The organism is Pseudomonas sp. NPDC089741, assembly GCF_044748825.1.
Classification (GTDB): domain Bacteria; phylum Pseudomonadota; class Gammaproteobacteria; order Pseudomonadales; family Pseudomonadaceae; genus Aquipseudomonas; species Aquipseudomonas helmanticensis.
In genome coordinates this window covers 112,359-131,333 of sequence record NZ_JBIVGT010000005.1, presented here as the reverse complement: position 1 = coordinate 131,333, position 18,975 = coordinate 112,359, and the positions used below count along the sequence as shown (strand labels likewise).

The window sequence follows — 18,975 nt, the reverse complement described above, 5'->3', positions numbered from 1 at the left end:
CGCACACCCATTGTTGGAGCGGGCTTGCTCGCGAAGGCCGTTTATCAATCGCTCTCTGTATGACCTGACAGACCGCTTTCGCGAGCAAGCCCGCTCCCACAGGGTTCGTACAGGCACTCAACCACTGTCGGCATAGAAAAGTCAGCTGGTTCGAAACAGTCACTGGTGTCCATCGGTCAATGGGCGAAAGCGCTACCGCAGAAGGTATAGTCGGCTCTGCGACAGATCGCCCCGCTGCTGTAACATGTCGCACCTCACCTCATTTATCGCGAGCACTGAAAATGGATTCTCACTCGATTCTGACCTTCACCCTGGTCGCCGCGATTGCGATCGCCAGTCCCGGCCCGGCGACGTTGATGGCGATCAACAACAGCCTGGCCCATGGGCAGCGCAGCACCATTTGGTCCTCGTTGGGCAATGCCAGTGGGCTGTTCTGCCTGTCGGCGGCGGCGATGCTCGGATTGGGCGCGTTGCTGGCCAGTTCGGAAGTCCTCTTCAACGCGGTGAAGGTCATCGGTGCCGGGTATCTGTTCTATCTCGGCGTCAAGCAGCTGTGCAAAAAAGGCCCGATGCTGCCGGAAGGCACGGAAGGGGACGCGAACAAGGTGCGGCCGACGCGCAGCAAACTGTACAAGTCAGCCTTTCTCACCGCTGTGACCAATCCCAAGGCGACGATGTTTTTCACCGCGCTGTTCCCACAGTTCATCGATCAGGGCGCGGCGCTGCTGCCGCAATTCCTGATACTGACGTCGATCTTCATGGCGTTGTCGGTGTCGTCGCTGAGCGTCTATGCGGCGCTGGCCTCGCGGGCCAAAGGGGTGCTGACGCGGCCGGCGCTGTCGCGTTGGGTCAGCCGCGTCGTGGGCACGACGTTCATTGGTTTCGGTGCCGCGATCCTGACCATGCGCCGGCAGACCGCTTGATCGCCGGACTTCGGCTCAAACCCATTTGAACTGCGCCGGGAATCTCGCGACAAAGCAGGTTCCCGACTCGGCATCGGATGTCACCTGCAACGTGCCGTTGTGTGCAGCGGTGATCTGCGCAGCGATGTACAGGCCCAGCCCCAGGCCTTCACCGCGCTGACCGGCTTCGGACCGGGAAAACGGTTCGAACAGCAGCGGCATCAATGGCGCCGGAATCGGCGTGCCCTGATTGCTCAGCGAGATGACGATTTCATCGCCCTCGGCACACGCCTTGAGGATGATCGGCGCGCTGGCCGAGCCGTGGGTCACCGCGTTGCCGAGCAGGTTGGACAGCAACTGGCTGATGCGCAGGGCATCGCAATAGACCCCCGTCGGTACGTTCAATTCATGAATGAAGGTCGCGCGCGGGTGCGAAGCCTGGACCTCTTCCAGGGTCAGCAGCAATGTCCGTTGCAAGTCATCCACCAGTTTGCGCTGGACCGGAATCCCGCCACCCAGACGGCCACGGGCAAAGTCGAGAATGTTCTCGATCAGCACGCCCATGCGCATCGAGCTGTTGCGGATGGCCGACAACAGATTGAGCGAGCGCTTGTCTTCGGTTTTGGTTTGCAGCAGATCGGCGCTCATGCGGATCGCGCTCAGCGGTGTGCGCAGGTCATGGCCGAGCACCGCGATGAATTGCTCGCGCAGCCGCCCGAGTTCGTTGGCACTGGCCAGCTCGACCTTGGCGGCCTCCAGATGACTTTGCGTGTCGAGGCTCATGGCGATCAGCTGGGCGAACAGCGTGAGGGTCTTGGCGATCGCCGGTTCGTCGAGATTCGCCGGCACCGAGTCGATGGCGCAGAGTGTGCCGAAAAAATCGCCATTGGCTTTGACGATCGGAATGGAGATGTAGCTTTCCAGGCCGTAGGTCTGTGGCGTGTGATGCCGGGAAAAGATCGGGTGCGCGCTGGCGTGGCCGAAAATCACCGGTTGCTGGTGTTGGCGGATTTCGTGACAGATGGTCGATTCAAGCACCAGTTCGCCGCCGGGCTTGAGCCCGAAGTCGATCGAGTCGTCGACGGCGCAGGCCACCCAGTTTCGCTCAGTCACCCGCGCCACCGCCGCGAAGCGCATGCCGGTGAGGTGTTTGACCATACTCAAAATCACCGGCACCGCGTCAATGCTGCTGATGGCTTCGATGTCTGGGATGAATTGCGGATTGGTCATTAGGCGGCGCTTCGCAATGAGTTTGCTCAGAGACTATCCGTTATCGCCGGTGATGACTAATGGGCTTGTCGGAAAAAGACGAAGGGCGCGTGGTGTTCCAGGCGCCCTTCGCGGTTGAACGTTTTACGAGTGTTTTAGAATTTGTATTTGGCCGTCAGCATGTAGCTGCGCGGGTTGCCGTAGTTGTCGGTGGAACCCCACGTAGTGTTGTAGCCGATGGCGGAATAGTAGACGCGGTCAAAGATGTTATTGGCGTTGACCTGCAGATCCAGGTGTTTGTTGACTTCATAACCAGCCATCAGGTCGGTCACCGCGTAGCTGCCCTGTTCGAGACGATAGCTGCCGACGCTGAGCGGTACATCGTTGTACATGCGGCTCTGCCAGTAGACGTTGCCGCCGACGCGGAATTTCTCCAGCGGGCCTTGCAGGCGGTACAGGGTCGAAACCTTGAACAAATGCTCAGGCGTATCGGTGTCGAAGCGCTGATTATTGTTGTCCGGGTTTTCGTCCTTGATGTAGTGCGCGCGGGTGTAGGTGTAACCGGCGCCGACTTGCCAGTTCTCGGTCAGGGCGCCTTGCAGTTCGACATCCAGGCCTTGGCTGCGGACTTTGCCGGAACCCTGGTAGCAGGTCATGACCGGGCAGCCGAGCTGACTTTCGGCGAGGGTCGCGCGGTTGGTCTGGTCGATCTGGAACACCGCCAGGCTGGCGTTGAGGGCGCCGTTGAAGTACTCGCCCTTGATGCCGACCTCGTAGTTTTCGCCGACGATCGGGTCGAGCTGTTTGCCGGAGATGTCCTGCTGGGTTTGCGGGGTGAAAATGTCGGTGTAGCTGGCGTACAGCGAGTGGTGATCGTCGAGCTTGTAGATCAGGCCCGAGTAGCGCGTCAGGTTGCGGGTGACTTTGTAGTCGCCGTCACCGGTGCGGTCATCGTAGTCGTACCAGTCGAGACGGCCGCCGAGGATCAGCGTCAGCGGGTCGGCCAGGCTCAGGCGAGTGGTCAGGTACACCGCATCCTGCGTGGTCACCGTGCGGGTTTTGCTGTCACGCACGAAGTCCGGTTTTGGTGCACCGATCGGCCACGCCGTGGTGTACGGGTCGTATTCCTTGGAGGTGGCATCGTAGACGCGGTTGCTGGCGCCGAGGACCAGTTCGTGGGTGCGGCCGAAGGCTTCGAACGGGCCGCTGGCAAAGGCGTCGAGCGCGGTTTGCTTGTCGGTGTTGTGCGACTGGTAGGCGGTGGTTTCCAGCGGGCCTTTGTAGCGCGACAGATAAGTGCCGGAGAACTCGCCGTTGAGTGTCGAGGACGAGCCGGCGAGGTGCAGTTTCCAGTCGTTGTCGAAGCGGTGATCGACTTCACCGAAGACGGTGTCAATCTGCAGCTTCCTGTTTTCCCAGTCGGTGCCCGGATAGGTGGAGCGGGGCAGGTCGAGGTGATGACCGTCGGTGCCGATCGGCAAGCCGCCCCAGAAATAGTTGGTTTGCTCGTTCTGACGGGAGAAGCCCAGGGTCGCCGTGGTGCTTTCGCTGAGGTCGGCTTCACCGATGGCATAGAACAAGCCGTGATCGTTCTGTTCTTTGTCGCGGAAGCTGTCGGCGCCCTGATAGGAACTCACCACCCGGCCACGCACGGTGCCGCTGTCATTCAGCGGGCTGGAGGCGTCGATCTCGCCACGGTAATCATCCCAGCTGCCGGCGGCGCCGGTGAGGGTCACTTGTTGATCGGCCGTCGGGCGTTTGCGCACCAGGTTGATGGCCGCCGAAGGGTTGCCGGCACCGGTGACGAGGCCGGTCGCACCGCGAACGATTTCGACCCGGTCGAACATCGCCAGGTTCGGCTGCACCGCCATCGAGAACGGCGAATAAGAACTCGGCAGGCCGTCGTACATGATGGTATCGATGTCGAAGCCGCGAGCGCTGTAAGTCTGTCGGCCCGGGCCGCTGGACTGATTGAGGAACAACCCCGGCGTGGCCTTCACCACATCATTGATGCTGGTCATGTTCTGGTCGTCCATGCGCTGCCGGGTGATCACGGTCACCGCTTGCGGCGTTTCGCGCATGGTCAGCGACAGCTTGGTCGCGGTCTGCATCGGGCCAGTGGTGTAGGAGTCCGTGCCTTCGGTGGTGCTGCTCAGTTGCGTGGCGCCGATTTCGGTAGCGCCCAGCTCGAGGGTGGTCGGTGCATTGGCTTTTTCAGGCGCTGCCTGGGGTTTTTCCTCAGCTGAAACGCTGGTGATGCCCGCCATGCAGATGGCGATTGCCAGCACGTTGGGCGAGAGGTTCGAACGGCGGTGAATGGTCTGAAACGACATCAATCTGCTTCCCCGGGAAATACTAAAACGAATCTGATGCACGTGCATGTAAGAAGTATTCGCATTAGCATGTCAGATTGATTCGCACGAAGAAAGGCATTCGAGTCAGACAGTTAACAAATTTTTCACATTTTCCAGGGTGGCTTACAGTCGCGAATCAGGACGATTTGGGCGAGTGAAGCCAGAGAAATTACGAGGTGTAGAGGGCAGGGCGTGGGGGGGAACAGTGTGCAGCGGTGTCGATGATATGAGCCTTAATCGACACCGCCGCCGAAGGGATGACTCAGTCCAGATCTGCAGCCTGATGGCGCTCGGCAACCTGGCTCTCTTCATCGCCCCACGTGCGGTTGACGCGCATGCCGCGAACGACCGCAGGCCGCTGGGCGATGTCTTCGGCCCAGCGCTGGACATGGGTGTAGTCCTGCGCCGAGAGAAATTCTGCCGCCGAATAAACCGTGTTGCGCACCAGTTGGCCATACCACGACCACACCGCGATATCGGCGATGGTGTAGCTGTCGCCGGCCAGATAAGCACTTTCGCCGAGACGCCGATTCAGCACATCAAGCTGACGCTTGGTTTCCATGGTGAAGCGGTTGATCGGATACTCGAGCTTCTCCGGCGCGTAGGCATAGAAATGCCCGAAACCGCCACCCAGATAAGGTGCCGCGCCCATTTGCCAGAACAGCCAGTTGAGGGTTTCGGTGCGTCCGGCCAAATCCTTGGGCAGCAAGGCGCCGAATTTTTCCGCCAGATACAGCAGGATCGAACCAGACTCGAAGACGCGGACCGGCGGTTCGACGCTGCGATCCAGCAACGCCGGAATCTTCGAGTTCGGATTGATCTCGACAAAACCGCTGGAGAACTGATCGCCCTCGTTGATGCGGATCAGCCAGGCATCGTATTCGGCATCGCGGTGACCGAGCGCGAGCAACTCTTCGAGCATAATGGTGACCTTTACGCCATTCGGCGTGGCCAGCGAATAGAGTTGCAACGGGTGCTTGCCGACCGGCAGGGTCTTTTCATGGGTTGGCCCGGCAGTCGGGCGGTTGATACTGGCGAACTGGCCGCCGGACGGTGCGTCGTTTTTCCAGACCTGGGGCGGAACGTAGGGCGCTTTGCTCATGTAACTGACCTCATCGTTGGCTGGCTGAGAAGAGACAGACACCCTAAGGAAAATTCGCCGCCCTTGCCAGGCTTACTTCGCAGTGCTTGTCTGGCTGATATCACCACAAAAAATATCGACGCTGCCATCGGTCGCGGCTGTGCGCACGACCACCGAATATTCGCCGGCAAGCAATGTCGACAATGCCACCGGCGCACTTCTGGAAAATGCCCAACCGCGCACGGGCTGGCGTTCAGTGCTGACTTTGTCGTTCATCGCATAGGCCACCGGCCCCGGTTGCGCGCAACTGCCTTGATTGACGAAGGCATACAGGCGCAGGGGCAGCGAGGCGCCATTCGGTGCACCGCTGATGAAGAAACTGAAGCCGGTTTGCTTACCGCCCCAGTCAGCGAGGGTGACGTTGCCGATCTGCCCGCTGTTCTGGCGGGTGGCGGTGAGCGTCACGTTCGCGCCGGGGCTGGAAGAAGTGGCGCAGCCGGACAGGCTTGCTGCAAGCATCAATACGCTGAGTGATTTTGCGGGTTTCATTGCCGAGCTCCTGTGCTGAAGAGTGTGCAACGGTTCAGTTAAGCAGATTGCCCTGAAGGCTCGCGCTCGATCACCCTCAAGGGCTCGGGCGCAATCGCCCGCGCAGCTGACAGCACCACGCTGCGCAGCCACTTCGATGCCTGCGAGCGATGCTTGCGCGCATGCCACAGCTGGTAATAGCGCAAAGGTTGCGCCGGCACCGGAAAAGGTTCGATGCGCAGCGGCAACAGTTCGGTGTAGTGCTTGGCAAACGAACGCGTGGTGGTGAACAGCAGATTCGATTTCACCAACACATAGGGCGCGATGCAGAAGTAGGGCAGGGTCGTGGTCACGCGCCGGACCAGGCCGCTTTTCGCCAGTTCGGCGCCGATGGTGCCCTGGCCCGACGCGTTGTGGGTCATCACTGCCAGATGATCGGCCGCCATGTAGGCTTCCCGCGTCAGCGCGCCCGGCTCGATGGGATGTTCTTCGCGCAGCAGACACACCAAGTCATCGTCGCATAAGGATTGCAGGTGCAGATGTTCTGCCGGGGTTCGCCAGTTGCCGATCACCAGATCGAGAAAGCCGTCTTCAAGACCGCGTGAATAGCCGCCCTCGGCTTGCAGGTGTTTGAGCTCGAGGGTGGCGAACGGTGCTTGCGCATAGAAGCGCTCGATGATCGCCGGCACGAAAAACACGCTGAGGTAATCCGGGGTGCTGATGCGGAACGTCTGTTTAGTGGTGGCGGGATCGAACAGGTCGACCGGGTGCAGAATCTGCTCGATGCCGTGCAACGCCTGCGCGACCGGTTCGATCAAGGTCAGGCCGTGCGCGGTCAGCACCATGCGGCTGCCACTGCGCACGAGCAATTGATCGCCGGTCAGTTCGCGCAGCCGGCGCAAGGCCACGCTGATCGCCGGTTGCGATTGTCCGAGCAGCTCGGCCGTACGGGAAACACTGCATTCGGTGAGCAAGGTGTAGAGCGTGCGAATAAGTTGGGCATCGCAGTTGGGGATGGCTTGGGACACGGCGGGCTCTCTTGTTATGGGACCCGCTGCAGATCGCTCCTTCTCCCTGAGTGGGTGCTGATGAAAACTGTATCGCTATATAGATGACTATATAGCGATACGCCGAAATACGTCTACGTGCAAGCTCATTGCGCGCAGTCGATAGCCGCTTAGCGCCAGTCCGGCAGGGTTTTCAGCAGCTCGGCCTTGAGTCGCGTCGCTGCACCCATCAACACGAAACCGCGCATCTGGCTGTGCTCATCGTGATAAAGCGACTTCACATTGGCGACGCCTTTGGCGCATCGATCGGCCCACTCGGTCGACCACAGCCCGTCGCTGTCCATCGGCGAGGCGACCACGGTGGGCAGCACACTGGTTTTGATCGTTACCGGCATGGCCGGGTAGGCGACCGGGGTGGGCTGGCCCGCCAGCGTCTGCGCCAGCGCGCGGGCTTGCAGCATGATCGGCATCACGTAGGGCAGCACCAGGTCGTGGACCCGTGCGCAATCGCCCAAGGCGAAAATGTTCGGCGTGCTGGTGCGCAGGCAGGCGTCGGTGATGATGCCGCCGGCCACGGCGATGCCGGCGGCGCGCGCGAGTTCGACGCGCGGTTCGAGACCGATCGCACTGAGCACGTAATCCACCTCGATCAGGCTGTCATCGGCCAATTGCAGATGAAAAGTCGCACCGCTGCGATGCACCGCGACAGGCGCGTTGCCCAGTTCCAGGCGCACGCCAAGCGACGCCAGCGCATTGGCCATTTCCTCGCCGGCCTCCACCGGCAGCAGACGACTCAACGGCCAGGTGGCACGATCGACCATGCACACGTCATGGCCGGCGTGGCGCAGATCGTTGGCGAATTCGCAGCCAATCAAGCCGCCACCGAGAATGGCGATACGGCTAGCCAGGCCGATCTGCTGACGAAAGCTTCGGTAGTCCTCAAGGTCGTTGACGGTAATGATTGCCGGCGCGCCATCGCCAGCAAGGACCGGGCGTCGTGCATCGGCGCCGAGTGCCAATACCAGCGCGCTGTAGCGTTGCGACTGGCCGTCGATATGGATCAGTTGCGCCTCGGCGTCGATGCGCTCGATCGCGGTGCGCGTCTTGATCTGCGCTTGCAGTTGCGTGGCCATTTGTTCGGCACTGAAGGTGACCAGTTGTTCCGGCAGACGCCCGGTCTGCAAGGCGTTGGACAGCGACGGTTTCGAGTAGAACTCGCCGCCGTCACGCGTGACGATAAGGATCGGCGTGTCGCTATCCAGTTTGCGCAGCTCGCGCGCCACGGTGTAGCCGGCCAGCCCTGATCCGACAATGATCACCGGGTCGGGCAGGTGTGGCGCTTGCGGGATCACCTCGGCTGAGGCCGAGAGCCGGATCATCTCGAAATCGGCTTTACCGACCCCACACTCCGGGCAGAACCAGTCATCCGGCACATCCTCCCAGCGTGTACCTGCCGCTAGACCGTCGTCCGGCAGGCCTTTGGCTTCATCGTAAATGAAGCCGCAGATCAGACATTCCCACTTGAACATAGTGCTTGCTCCTCTCGATATGCGGTGCAGGAATCAACTGGTAAAAGCGCGACCCAGACCGAGCGCACTGAGGGCGCGGCGGTAGGCCGTCGAGGAGCGATCGGCGGGGATGTGGATTTCCAGCGAAAGATCCAGTGGCAGGTCTTCCGGGCGGCACAATTCGACGATGTCGCGATCTTCTTCAAAGACCTGCTGATTGAAGGCGTAGACGTCCTCCAACGGCATTTCCTTGTCAAAGTTGCGCGTGATCGCGCAGAACATTCGCGTCTTGCGGGCCGAGATCGGGCTGGCGGCGTTGAGGATCACCAAACGGTGTTCAGGATCAGGGAAATTAACTGTCAGGCGTGCGGTGAACGGCGCGAAAACGTCGAAGGTGCGCTGCCACAGAAAATCTTCCGGGGCGCGATGCTGCATGCTTTTCGGGAAGTTGCTGACATTGCTGACGTATTCGGCGTGCATTCCGTAGGGCGTGACTTCGGCCTTGTAGGTCGGCACCACGGGATTGTCGCGCTCAGCAAAGGCTTCGTGGTGAATCCAGGCGAAATGCGCGACGTCGATAAAGCCTTCGACCTGACGCCCGGCGGAGGCGGCGATGTCCAGCGATGGTGGCAGAATGCATTGCGAATCAGCGGCGCTCCACGATGGCATTTGCGCGAACGGGGCACTGGTGCCGGACATCAGAACCCAGATCAAACCGTAGTCTTCGCGAGCGCTGTACATCTGAATGCGATGACGTTCGGTGAGGTTGGCATTGGGCTCGGACGGAATCCGCGTGCAGCGGCCATCGGTGCCGAAATGCAGGCCATGGTAAGGGCAAATGATATTTTCGCCTTGCACCCAGCCTTTGCTCAGCGGCGCGCCGCGATGGCTGCAGATGTCGCGCGCGGCATTGAGTTTGCCGCCGGCGCGGTAGAGCACGACGGGTTCATCCAGCAGGGTGACGGCAAACGGTTTGTCACCGACATCCGCCGAGAAGGCGACGGGGTGCCAGTGCTGTTTGAGGATCTCGCGATCGTGTTCGGTGAAGGTGCTGGACTTGGTGATCGGGTTCCAGGTGACGTCCTTGCAGGCTATGACGGCGGCGGACATGTTCGATTCTCCTAGGCGGCGGATGGCGCGGCAGGGCGGCGCATCCTCGGGGATCCGCCAGGCTGCTTGGCCAGCCAGGCGGACAATGAGTGCGAGCGCCATGCTAGGTAATCAAGCCGGCCGCGCCCATGTCGGGGAGAACATGTTGCTTATGTGAAATTGGTTATAGCGAATGTTGCGGTGGGCCAACTGGCCCCTTCGCGAGCAAGCTCGCTCCCACAGAGATTTGGGTGGCCGGAGGATTGGCAGGCGCCACCGGACATTGTGGGAGCTGGCTTGCCAGCGATGGCGGTCAAGCAGGCGACAGGCATTTTGGATGTGCCGGCCTCATCGCTGGCAAGCCAGCTCCCACAGGGTTTTGGGTTGCCAAAGAATCGGCAGGCGCCGTCGGACAATGGAGGAGCGAGCCTGCTCGCGATAGGGCCGCTGGGGTCACCGACAATCTGCGCTGGCCCTGGCCAATTCAGCGTTCATCGGCCAACGCGTCTGCAGATGCTCAGTCAGATAATCGACAAAGGCCCTGACCTTCGGCGTCATCGCCGCGCGTTCCTGTACGCAGGCGTAAATCTCCATCGGTTCAACCACTTCGCTGTGCTGCTGGTCAAACAGCGGCACCAGTCGGCCAGTCTCGATAAAGGGCGCCGCCACGAACTCCGCCAGCCGTGTGATGCCTGCACCGTTGGCTGCCATTTGCGCCAGCGCGTCGATGTCATCGCTGATCGCCGTTGCATTGATGTCGGCATCGTAACGTTGCCCGTCGCGGCTAAAGCTCCAGCGCAGAAAACGCCCATCCAGCGGGTAACGAAACGCCAGGCATGCGTGGTTTCGCAGATCGTCCGGTGATTGCGGCCAACCGGCGCGCTGCAGATAGGCAGGCGAGGCGCACATGATGAACGGCAGCGAAACGATCTTGCGCGCGACGATGCCGTCCTCCAGTTGCGGCTTGATCCGCAGGCTCAGGTCGATGCCGTCCTGGATGTGGCTGATCTTGCCGTTGGTGGTCGACAGTTCAACGATCAGGCGCGGATGCAATGCGGCGAAACCAGCGATCAACGGCGCCAGCACATGCCGGCCGAACGCTGAGGTCGAGGCGATGCTCAGACGACCCTGCAGTTCGGTTTCATGACTGCTGATCAGGTTTTGTGCCGACTCCAGATCCGCTGCAATGCGCTTGACCCTGTCGTAATACACCGCGCCGTTTTCGGTCAGCGCCATGCTGCGCGTGGTGCGTTGCAGCAAGCGCACGCCGAGGTGTGTTTCGAGTCGATTGAGAGTCTGGCTCACCGCTGCCGCGCTAACCCCCAATGCCTTGGCGGCAGCGACAATCGAGCCCGATTCGACCACTTTGATAAAACTGGCAATCGCCGCTAACAGATTCATCCATGGCCCGCTGAGAGGGTTGATTCGTAAGTTGTGCTTTATAAAGTACCTGCGATTGGCCGTCTAGTTGCAAGAAAAAGCCTTTGCTAAGGTGCCTGCTCCCTGTCATTGGATGGAACCGCCCTATGAATCAAAGCACTCAGTCCGAAGCCGTCTATCTGCGGCGCCGCAAGCTTTCGCCGCGCGCCACGCCTTACGTGTTTGCGTTGTACATGGCGACAATCATGGCGTTCCTGATGTCGCTGGTGATCACCGCCGCCAACTCCGGGATTGATAACGACTACCTGAATAATGCGTTGCACGCCTACAAACTGGCGATGCCGGTGGCGTTCCTGTGCATCCTCGTCGTGCGGCCCATCGTGATCAAACTGGTAGCAATGACCGTGCATCCGCATCGTTAGGGCTGTTTGAGCCAATACTGTGAAAGCGCACCTCGCGATCCTTGCAGAGGATCCTGCTCGGGAAACGCCAGATGATCGATACTCTGCTGCTGTTCGTGGCTCGGCGCCGCGCGGCAGATATCGGCGTGTTGCCCCGGCGGATACGCACCCACCACCAGAAAGTCAGCGCTGGATTGCAGATTGCAATGGCCAGTGCCGGCGGGCAGCAGCAGGGCATCGCCGGCACTCACTTGCAGCACATGTCCGTCAGGCCCGCCAAGCATCAACCGTGCATGGCCAGCGGCAACTCCCAGCACTTCATGACCCTCGGTGTGATAGTGATGAAAGTCATACACCCCATAGCGCCATTGCGGCGGCCAGCCGTTGGCGCTGAAAATCTGTTCGAACAACGCAGCCGGATCGCTACCCTCAATGGCAATCGCTTGCGGATAAACCAGCACCGGCAAGCGCGGGTTGTTCGGTACCCAATCGTTGCGCTCGAACAGTAAGGTTTGTACGCGAGCCGCCGTTGAATCCGTCATCGCCATTCCTCCATCAGTCGTTGAGCAATCGACAACGAGCCTCAGAAAAACTCGTCAGGCAACCGATAAAAGGCGCCGCCGCTTGTATCGGTCGCGACCTGAACCGGCGCAAATCAATCGAAACTTCGTCGCCGCCCCGACTGTCCAGACCCTTACCCTCCCGACGGATATCACCTCGGGAAGGCTTCATGCAGCGGTGACAGGCGAGGATCGAAATGACGACGACAGTGGGAGATTTTCTGGTTGAGCGGCTCAGCCAATGGGGCGTCACGCGGATTTTTGGTTATCCGGGCGACGGCATCAATGGCGTCTTCGGCGCGCTCAGCCGGGCACACGGAAAAATCGAATTCGTTCAGGCGCGGCATGAAGAAATGGCGGCGTTCATGGCCTCGGCGCACGCCAAGTTTACCGGTGAGCTGGGCGTGTGCATCGCCACCTCCGGCCCCGGTGCGTCGCACCTGATCACCGGGCTCTACGATGCGCGGATGGATCACATGCCGGTGCTGGCAATTGTCGGCCAGCAGGCGCGTACCGCGCTCGGCAGTCACTATCAGCAAGAACTCGATCTGCTGTCGATGTTCAAGGATGTCGCCGGCGCATTCGTGCAGCAGGCGTCGGCGCCTGCGCAAGTCCGGCATCTGCTTGACCGTGCAGTGCGCACGGCCATTGGCGAGCGCCGCGTCACGGCAATCATCCTGCCCAATGACTTGCAGGATCTGCCCTATGAAGCGCCGGCCCGAGCGCACGGCACCGCGCATTCCGGGGTCGGCTATACCAAGCCGAAAGTGCTGCCTTACGACGTCGATCTGCAGCGTGCAGCGGAGGTTTTGAATGCCGGCGAGAAGGTCGCGATTCTGGTCGGTGCCGGTGCGTTGCAGGCCACCGATGAAGTGATTGCGGTGGCGGAAAAACTCGGCGCCGGGGTGGCCAAGGCGCTGCTCGGCAAAGCTGCGTTACCGGACGATCTGCCGTGGGTTACCGGCAGCATCGGCCTGCTTGGCACCGAGCCCAGCTACAAGCTGATGAGCGAGTGCGACACCTTGTTGATGATTGGCTCCGGATTCCCATACTCGGAATTTCTGCCCAAGGAAGGTCAGGCACGCGGCGTGCAAATCGATTTGCAGCCGGACATGCTCAGCTTGCGCTATCCGATGGAAGTCAATCTGGTCGGCGATGCCGCCGAAACCCTCGCCGCGTTGCTGCCATTGCTTGAACAAAAGACCTCAAGCAAATGGCGCAAGAAAATCGAGGGCTGGCGCGGCAGTTGGGAGAAAACCCTGGAAAAACGCGCGATGGCCAAAGCCAGTCCGATCAACCCGCAGCGGGTGGTGTACGAACTGTCTCCGCGCCTGCCCGATCAAGCGATCATCACCAGCGACTCCGGCTCCTGCGCCAACTGGTATGCCCGGGACCTGAAGATCCGGCGGGGCATGCAATGTTCGTTGTCCGGTGGCCTGGCGTCGATGGGCGCTGCGGTGCCCTATGCGATTGCCGCCAAGTTTGCTCATCCCGAGCGCGCGGTGATTGCCCTGGTGGGGGACGGCGCGATGCAGATGAACAACATGGCCGAGCTGATCACGGTCGCTAAATACTGGCGCCAGTGGGCGAGTCCGAAGTGGATCTGCGCGGTGTTCAACAACGAGGATCTCAATCAGGTGACATGGGAACAGCGGGTGATGGAGGGCGATCCGAAGTTCGAAGCGTCGCAGAGCATTCCCGATGTGCCGTATCACCTGTTTGCGATTTCGATTGGTCTGAAAGGCATCTTCGTCGATCGTGAAGAGGACGTTGCCGCCGCATGGGAGCAGGCGCTGGCGTCGGATGTACCGGTGCTGATCGAGTTCAAGACTGACCCGAACGTGCCGCCGCTACCGCCGCATATCAAGCTTGAGCAGGCGAAGAAGTTCGCCACGACCTTGCTCAAGGGCGACCCGGACGAGGCGGGCGTGATCCTGCAAACCGCCAAGCAAGTGCTCAGCTCGGTCCTGCCCGGAAAAAAATAACCGGCTAAATCCCTGTAGGAACTGCCGAAGGCTGCGATCTTTTGATCTTTGTTTTTAAGATCAAGATCAAAAGATCGCAGCCTTCGGCAGCTCCTACAGGGGGAGTGGAGGTGTGATGATTTTTGTGGGTTGTGCGGGATGGAGTCTGGGGCGCGAGCATTGGCCGGAATTTCCCGCTGAGGGTACGCACTTGCAGCGCTATGCCGCACGCCTCAATAGCGTCGAAATCAACAGTTCGTTCTACCGTGCGCATCGTCGTCAGACCTACGAGCGTTGGGCGGATTCCGTGCCGGACGGGTTTGCCTTTGCAGTGAAGATACCCAAGCTCATCAGCCATGAACTGCGCCTGGCAGGTTGCGCAGCAGCACTCGATGAGTTCCTCGAACAATGCGCCGGATTGGGCGATCGATTGGGTTGTTTGTTGCTGCAATTACCACCGTCGCTGGCGTTTGATGCGGCGGTTGCCGAGGCATTCTTTACCGCGCTACGGGAGCGTTTTGGCGGCGCGGTAGTGCTGGAACCCCGACACGAGTCGTGGTGCGAGGCGGAACCAATGTTGCTCGATTTCCGGATTGCCCAGGCAGCGGTCGACCCCTCGCGCATCAGCAGTGACACCGCGCCAAGAGGTTGGGCCGGCGTCAAATATTGGCGCTTGCACGGCTCACCGCGCATTTACCACAGCGCCTACGATTCAGCCTTTGTGCAAAGACTCGAACAAGCACTGCAGGTCGCGGCGGCCGAGGGCGCCGCGACCTGGTGCATCTTCGACAACACCGCCAGTGGCGCCGCGACAGGCAACGCGTTGACGCTGGCGACACTGACATCCCCTTGAATCAGGCTGAAAGGTGCTCATACAGAATCGTTGCACCGACGATCATCAGCACCACGCCACCGACGATTTCCGCACGCTTGCCAACCACCGCGCCCAGCACGCGACCCAGCATCACGCCAATCGTGACCATGGTCATCGTCGCCAGACCGATCGCGGCCGCAGCCACCCAGATATTCACGTCGACAAACGCCAGGCCAACGCCCACGGCGAGCGCATCAATGCTGGTCGCAAAAGCGGTGACCGCGAGGATCATGAAGGAGTGCTGGCCAGGTTTTTGTTCTTCTTCGTCTTCGTGTTTCAGGCCGTTGTAGATCATGTGCAGGCCGAGAATCACCAGCAGGGTGAAGGCGATCCAGTGATCCCATTCGGCAACCCAGCGGGTCGCAGCCTGGCCGATCAGCCAGCCGATGATGGGGGTGATGGCTTCGATCACGCCGAAGATCAGGCCGGTGCGCAGTGCTTCGGTGAGACGCGGTTTGTGCAGGCTGGAGCCTTTGCCGATGGCGGCGGCGAACGCATCCGTGGACATGGCCAGAGCGAGGAATATCAGGGAAACGGGATTCACGGGGGCACACTTCCAGTCGGGCTATGAGTCAACGACACAACCACACGCCCGACTTTAGGCATGGATGTGTCGTCGGTCTCACCAACCAAAAAGGTGTTCGTACCACGGCAGGTTGCCGAGAATGTTGATACGAACGCTTCCGAGGGACTCGGAAACAGGCTACTCCCCAACGAGGGGGCGGATGTTATCAGGTAAACATGAAAAATTCGTCAAGGCAGCGAATCGGAAATTTGTCGTAACAAGTCAGGCTCGCTGCCATTGTCCAAATTTTTGCTGAGTCTTAACGCTGCAGAAACGCCAGCAGGTCTTCATTCAATGCCTGTGCATGCGTCACGGCAAACCCGTGCGGCGCGCCGGCGTAGACCTTCAGCTCGGCGTCCTTGATCGAAGCAGCGGCCAGTTTGCCGGTGGTTTCGAACGGCACGATCTGATCGCCGTCGCCATGGATCACCAGCGTCGGCACATCGATCTTGGCCATGTCGGCGCGGAAGTCGGTTTCCGAGAATGCCGTCACGCAGTCGACGGTGCCTTTGAGCGAAGCCAGCAACGCGACGTTCAGGGTTTGCGTAAGAACGCCGTCGGAGACTTTCTGGCCCTGATTGGTGCCATAGAAAGGTGCGGCGAAATCCGCGATGAACTGCGCACGATCCTGCAGCAGGCCGGCCTTGATGCCGTCGAACACCGACGTGTCGACGCCTTGCGGGAAGTCGGCTTTCTTGCCGAACAATGGCGTGACCGAACCCAGCAATACCAGCCCGGCGACACGTTCGCTGCCGTGGCGGGCGATGTAGCGGCTGACGTCGCCGCCACCCATGGAAAACCCGACCAGAGTGACGTCGCGCAGATCCAGATGGTTGATCAGTTGTGCGATGTCGTCGGCAAACGTGTCGTAGTCGTAGCCGGTCCACGGTTGATCGGAGCGACCGAAACCACGGCGGTCGAACGCGATGGTACGGTAGCCGCGACTGCTCAGGTATTCCATCTGGTATTCCCACATGTCGGCATCCAGCGGCCAGCCGTGGCTGAACAGCACAGGCTTGCCGCTGCCCCAATCCTTGAAATAGATCTCGGTGCCGTCTTGGGTGGTGAATGTGCTCATGCAAACTCCTTGCGTCGGGGGGTGATATAGGGACGTGTCGCTGCCGAATTGGCCACGATCACTATCCGCGCAAAGTCCGTTTGCCACTTGTACGCAGGTGCTGGGTTACAGCGCTCAGGGTTGTATGATGCAACCCTGAGCCGCAAGGCCGCCCAACGAGCTGATGGAGTACGTTTACGTGAAGCGCAAAAGCCTGCAAGGCAACGCCTGCCCGGTCGCCCGGACACTCGATCTGATCGGTGACTGGTGGTCGCTGTTGATCATTCGCGATGCACTGGAAGGCATTCGCCGCTTCAGCGATTTTCAGAAGAGCCTCGACATCGCGAAAAACATCCTCAGCGCTCGGCTCAAGGCGCTGGTCGAGCAAGGGATTCTGCAAACGGTGCCGGCCGCTGATGGCGGCGCCTACAAGGAATACGCGCTGACTGAGCGCGGCAAGGCCTTGCAGACGGTAATCGTTGCGTTGTCGCAGTGGGGCGGGGAATTCATGTACGCGCCGGGTGAGTCGGGCTCGGTGATGGTCGATGCGCAGAATCGCCAGCCGATTCGCAAGCTGGAACTGCTGGCCGAGGATGGGCGAAAGTTGCGGGGAGATGAGGTCGCAACGCGCCTTGGTGTGGCGCACTGAGGTGCTTTGCGCGCTGGGTAAATCCCGATAGACGGTCGAAACATAAGTTTGACGTCAAAATGATGGCCATCTAATATCGCGCCACTAATTTGATATCACTTTCCGTCTCGAGGGATCGAACATGTCCTCACCCGCCCTCGTGGCGAGGTTGTGCTTGGCTTTGCTGTGCCTTTCTCCGCTCCAAACCGTAGTTGCTGCACCCACCCCCGGTGACACCGATCTGATCCGCGAACGCCAGAATCGCCTGCTCGAAGAGCAGCAGCGGCGTCTCGATGAACTCAAGGAATTGCCTGGCAAGGACGCCCGGCCCGTACAACCGGCAGCGCCCACCGATACTCGCTGTTTCCTGATCAAAGACATCGAGCTCAAAGGCGCCGACAGCCTTTCCGAGCGCGAGAAAACGCATCTGCTTCAAGCCTACATCGGTACATGCGTGGGGGTGCCGCAGCTCAACCAACTGCTGAAAGCCATCACCGATCACTACATCGAAAAAGGCCTGGTCACCAGTCGCGCGTATCTGCCGCAACAGGATCTGTCCGCCGGGCACCTGAAAGTGCTGGTGGTCGAAGGCAAACTCGAAGGCATAAAGGGCGCCGACAACAGCAAGCTTTCCGATCGCGAATTGGCCATGGCTTTCCCCGGCAAGGCAGGTGACCTGATCAACCTGCGCGAGATCGAGCAGATGGTCGATCAGCTCAATCGACTGCCGTCGAATCAGACCAAGATGGAATTGTCGCCCGGCAAAAACGTTGGCGGCAGCGAGGTGCTGGTCACCAACACGCCGGAAAAACCCTGGCGTGCTGGTTTGTCGCGCAACAACGACGGCCAGCGCAGCACCGGTGAGCAGCAGTGGGGCACCTCGTTCGATTGGGACAGCCCGCTCGGCCTCGCCGATCAGTTGAATCTGCGTGGCGGTCACGATGCGATGACTGATCATCAGCACACCTCCAACAACGCCATGCTCAATTACAGTCTGCCGTGGGGCTGGTGGAACTTCAGCTACACCTACAGCCAGAGCGAATACCGCTCGCTGATTGCCGCCAACGGCTTCAATTTCAAGCAGACCGGCGACAGCGAAAACCATCAGTTGCGTGCCGAGCGGGTGATCCACCGCGACGCCGTCAGCAAGACCTCGCTCAGTACCGGTCTGTCGTACCTGCGCACCAACAACTTCATTGAAGACAGCAAGCTGAAACTGAGCAGCAACCGCATCAGCGAAGCGCAGTTTGGTCTCAACCATGGCCGTCGAATCGGCAGTGCTTTCGTCAACGTTGATCTCGGCATGCAGCAAGGTATCGGCGCGTTCGACGCGCAGGGCAGTCACGATCCGGGCCCAGGCGAACCGGACGCGCGCTACCGCAAATACACCGCAACCCTGAGCTACTTGCAACCGTTCAAGGTATGGGGCGAGTCCTTCAGCTTCAGCAGCCTGATGACCGGTCAGCGCAGTGAAGACGTGCTGTTCAGCCCGCAGCGCAGCAGCCTCGGTGGTTCTTCGTCGATTCGGGGCTACAAGGATCAGTCGTTGTCCGGTGACAGCGGTGGTTACTGGCGCAACGATTTGCGCTGGAGCCGCCCGGTCACAGCGCAGTGGCTGCGCCCGGTATTCGCGGAGTACGGCACCAGCCTCGGCTACGACCAGGGCGTGATTCGCGGTGATCGCTACAACGGTGACCAGCATGGGCGCATGTCGAGTAATTCCGTGGAGTTGTTCGCCCGGGGTCAGCACGTCGCCGCCAGCGTGACGTTTGCCCATTCGCTGGAACGACCGGACGCGCTCACCGAGCGCGAAGCGCCGATCTATTTCCGCCTGGATTTCTTCATTTAATTTTTGCCTGCCCCGAGAT

The 18,975-nt window shown here is 60.3% G+C and carries 17 protein-coding genes and 1 riboswitch; of the genes, 6 read left to right on the top strand and 11 right to left on the bottom strand.

What is annotated here, in order from left to right; genetic code table 11:
• Positions 1 to 281: 281 nt before the first annotated feature.
• Positions 282 to 923, top strand: a complete 642-nt coding sequence (locus tag ACIPZE_RS07655; RefSeq protein ID WP_283436799.1) for a LysE family translocator — start codon at positions 282 to 284, stop codon at positions 921 to 923.
• Positions 924 to 938: 15 nt separating this feature from the next.
• Here the strand turns inward: ACIPZE_RS07655 and ACIPZE_RS07650 are convergent, their stop codons facing one another.
• From ACIPZE_RS07650 to ACIPZE_RS07615, 8 genes are all read right to left on the bottom strand, one after another.
• A complete protein-coding gene (locus ACIPZE_RS07650) occupies positions 939 to 2,132 on the bottom strand; it encodes an ATP-binding protein (protein ID WP_400772231.1) in 1,194 nt (397 codons plus the stop codon).
• 134 nt (positions 2,133 to 2,266) lie between these two features.
• Positions 2,267 to 4,444, bottom strand: coding sequence for a TonB-dependent siderophore receptor (locus ACIPZE_RS07645; RefSeq protein WP_400772230.1), 2,178 nt, complete (start codon positions 4,442 to 4,444; stop codon positions 2,267 to 2,269).
• Positions 4,445 to 4,727: 283 nt separating this feature from the next.
• Positions 4,728 to 5,567 (bottom strand): glutathione-dependent disulfide-bond oxidoreductase, encoded by an 840-nt coding sequence (gene yghU / locus ACIPZE_RS07640; protein WP_400772229.1) that lies wholly within the window; start codon positions 5,565 to 5,567, stop codon positions 4,728 to 4,730.
• 72 nt (positions 5,568 to 5,639) lie between these two features.
• Entirely contained in the window at positions 5,640 to 6,095 is a 456-nt protein-coding gene (locus ACIPZE_RS07635) for a hypothetical protein (protein ID WP_400772227.1), read from the bottom strand.
• 38 nt (positions 6,096 to 6,133) lie between these two features.
• The gene (locus ACIPZE_RS07630) at positions 6,134 to 7,102 is read right to left on the bottom strand and encodes a LysR family transcriptional regulator (RefSeq protein WP_129392772.1); all 969 of its coding nucleotides are present in this window, start codon (positions 7,100 to 7,102) and stop codon (positions 6,134 to 6,136) included.
• A 149-nt stretch (positions 7,103 to 7,251) separates the two neighbouring features.
• The gene (locus ACIPZE_RS07625; RefSeq protein ID WP_400772225.1) at positions 7,252 to 8,610 is read right to left on the bottom strand and encodes an FAD-dependent oxidoreductase; all 1,359 of its coding nucleotides are present in this window, start codon (positions 8,608 to 8,610) and stop codon (positions 7,252 to 7,254) included.
• 33 nt (positions 8,611 to 8,643) lie between these two features.
• Positions 8,644 to 9,699, bottom strand: a complete 1,056-nt coding sequence (locus tag ACIPZE_RS07620; RefSeq protein ID WP_129392779.1) for a Rieske 2Fe-2S domain-containing protein — start codon at positions 9,697 to 9,699, stop codon at positions 8,644 to 8,646.
• A gap of 432 nt (positions 9,700 to 10,131) precedes the next feature.
• Positions 10,132 to 11,079: a LysR family transcriptional regulator gene (locus ACIPZE_RS07615; RefSeq protein ID WP_400772223.1), complete on the bottom strand. Its 948-nt coding sequence runs from the start codon at positions 11,077 to 11,079 to the stop codon at positions 10,132 to 10,134.
• Between the two features lie 125 nt (positions 11,080 to 11,204).
• On the opposite strand from ACIPZE_RS07615, the gene ACIPZE_RS07610 reads away from it, so the two are divergent.
• A complete protein-coding gene (locus tag ACIPZE_RS07610; RefSeq protein WP_400772222.1) occupies positions 11,205 to 11,480 on the top strand; it encodes a DUF2798 domain-containing protein in 276 nt (91 codons plus the stop codon).
• Here ACIPZE_RS07610 and ACIPZE_RS07605 read toward each other — a convergent pair.
• Positions 11,477 to 12,001, bottom strand: a complete 525-nt coding sequence (locus tag ACIPZE_RS07605; RefSeq protein WP_400772221.1) for a cupin — start codon at positions 11,999 to 12,001, stop codon at positions 11,477 to 11,479. The genes ACIPZE_RS07610 and ACIPZE_RS07605 overlap by 4 nt on opposite strands.
• 215 nt (positions 12,002 to 12,216) lie before the next feature.
• On the opposite strand from ACIPZE_RS07605, the gene ACIPZE_RS07600 reads away from it, so the two are divergent.
• Positions 12,217 to 14,004 carry a thiamine pyrophosphate-requiring protein gene (locus ACIPZE_RS07600; protein WP_400772220.1) on the top strand — a complete coding sequence of 596 codons (1,788 nt, stop codon included), beginning with the start codon at positions 12,217 to 12,219 and terminating at the stop codon, positions 14,002 to 14,004.
• 115 nt (positions 14,005 to 14,119) lie between these two features.
• The gene (locus ACIPZE_RS07595; protein WP_400772407.1) at positions 14,120 to 14,836 is read left to right on the top strand and encodes a DUF72 domain-containing protein; all 717 of its coding nucleotides are present in this window, start codon (positions 14,120 to 14,122) and stop codon (positions 14,834 to 14,836) included.
• A gap of 1 nt (position 14,837) precedes the next feature.
• Here the strand turns inward: ACIPZE_RS07595 and mntP are convergent, their stop codons facing one another.
• Both mntP and ACIPZE_RS07585 read right to left on the bottom strand, forming a co-directional pair.
• Positions 14,838 to 15,401, bottom strand: coding sequence for a manganese efflux pump MntP (gene mntP / locus ACIPZE_RS07590; RefSeq protein WP_129392794.1), 564 nt, complete (start codon positions 15,399 to 15,401; stop codon positions 14,838 to 14,840).
• A 6-nt stretch (positions 15,402 to 15,407) separates the two neighbouring features.
• Positions 15,408 to 15,581, bottom strand: a riboswitch (yybP-ykoY riboswitch).
• A 100-nt stretch (positions 15,582 to 15,681) separates the two neighbouring features.
• Positions 15,682 to 16,500, bottom strand: coding sequence for an alpha/beta fold hydrolase (locus tag ACIPZE_RS07585; protein WP_400772217.1), 819 nt, complete (start codon positions 16,498 to 16,500; stop codon positions 15,682 to 15,684).
• 178 nt (positions 16,501 to 16,678) lie between these two features.
• Here ACIPZE_RS07585 and ACIPZE_RS07580 point away from each other — a divergent pair, with 178 nt between their 5' ends.
• Positions 16,679 to 17,128, top strand: coding sequence for a winged helix-turn-helix transcriptional regulator (locus ACIPZE_RS07580; RefSeq protein WP_400772216.1), 450 nt, complete (start codon positions 16,679 to 16,681; stop codon positions 17,126 to 17,128).
• Between the two features lie 121 nt (positions 17,129 to 17,249).
• Positions 17,250 to 18,956: a ShlB/FhaC/HecB family hemolysin secretion/activation protein gene (locus ACIPZE_RS07575; protein WP_400772214.1), complete on the top strand. Its 1,707-nt coding sequence runs from the start codon at positions 17,250 to 17,252 to the stop codon at positions 18,954 to 18,956.
• The last annotated feature ends 19 nt before the right edge of the window (positions 18,957 to 18,975 follow it).

Excerpts from the sequence above, each read along its gene's own strand:
- ACIPZE_RS07655 (WP_283436799.1), top strand. The coding sequence starts at position 282 with ATGGATTCTCACTCGATTCTGACCTTCACCCTGGTCGCCGCGATTGCG.
- ACIPZE_RS07650 (WP_400772231.1), bottom strand. The coding sequence starts at position 2,132 with ATGACCAATCCGCAATTCATCCCAGACATCGAAGCCATCAGCAGCATT.
- ACIPZE_RS07645 (WP_400772230.1), bottom strand. The coding sequence starts at position 4,444 with ATGTCGTTTCAGACCATTCACCGCCGTTCGAACCTCTCGCCCAACGTG.
- yghU (WP_400772229.1), bottom strand. The coding sequence starts at position 5,567 with ATGAGCAAAGCGCCCTACGTTCCGCCCCAGGTCTGGAAAAACGACGCA.
- ACIPZE_RS07635 (WP_400772227.1), bottom strand. The coding sequence starts at position 6,095 with ATGAAACCCGCAAAATCACTCAGCGTATTGATGCTTGCAGCAAGCCTG.
- ACIPZE_RS07625 (WP_400772225.1), bottom strand. The coding sequence starts at position 8,610 with ATGTTCAAGTGGGAATGTCTGATCTGCGGCTTCATTTACGATGAAGCC.
- ACIPZE_RS07620 (WP_129392779.1), bottom strand. The coding sequence starts at position 9,699 with ATGTCCGCCGCCGTCATAGCCTGCAAGGACGTCACCTGGAACCCGATC.
- ACIPZE_RS07615 (WP_400772223.1), bottom strand. The coding sequence starts at position 11,079 with ATGAATCTGTTAGCGGCGATTGCCAGTTTTATCAAAGTGGTCGAATCG.
- ACIPZE_RS07610 (WP_400772222.1), top strand. The coding sequence starts at position 11,205 with ATGAATCAAAGCACTCAGTCCGAAGCCGTCTATCTGCGGCGCCGCAAG.
- ACIPZE_RS07605 (WP_400772221.1), bottom strand. The coding sequence starts at position 12,001 with ATGACGGATTCAACGGCGGCTCGCGTACAAACCTTACTGTTCGAGCGC.
- ACIPZE_RS07600 (WP_400772220.1), top strand. The coding sequence starts at position 12,217 with ATGACGACGACAGTGGGAGATTTTCTGGTTGAGCGGCTCAGCCAATGG.
- ACIPZE_RS07595 (WP_400772407.1), top strand. The coding sequence starts at position 14,120 with ATGATTTTTGTGGGTTGTGCGGGATGGAGTCTGGGGCGCGAGCATTGG.
- ACIPZE_RS07585 (WP_400772217.1), bottom strand. The coding sequence starts at position 16,500 with ATGAGCACATTCACCACCCAAGACGGCACCGAGATCTATTTCAAGGAT.
- ACIPZE_RS07575 (WP_400772214.1), top strand. The coding sequence starts at position 17,250 with ATGTCCTCACCCGCCCTCGTGGCGAGGTTGTGCTTGGCTTTGCTGTGC.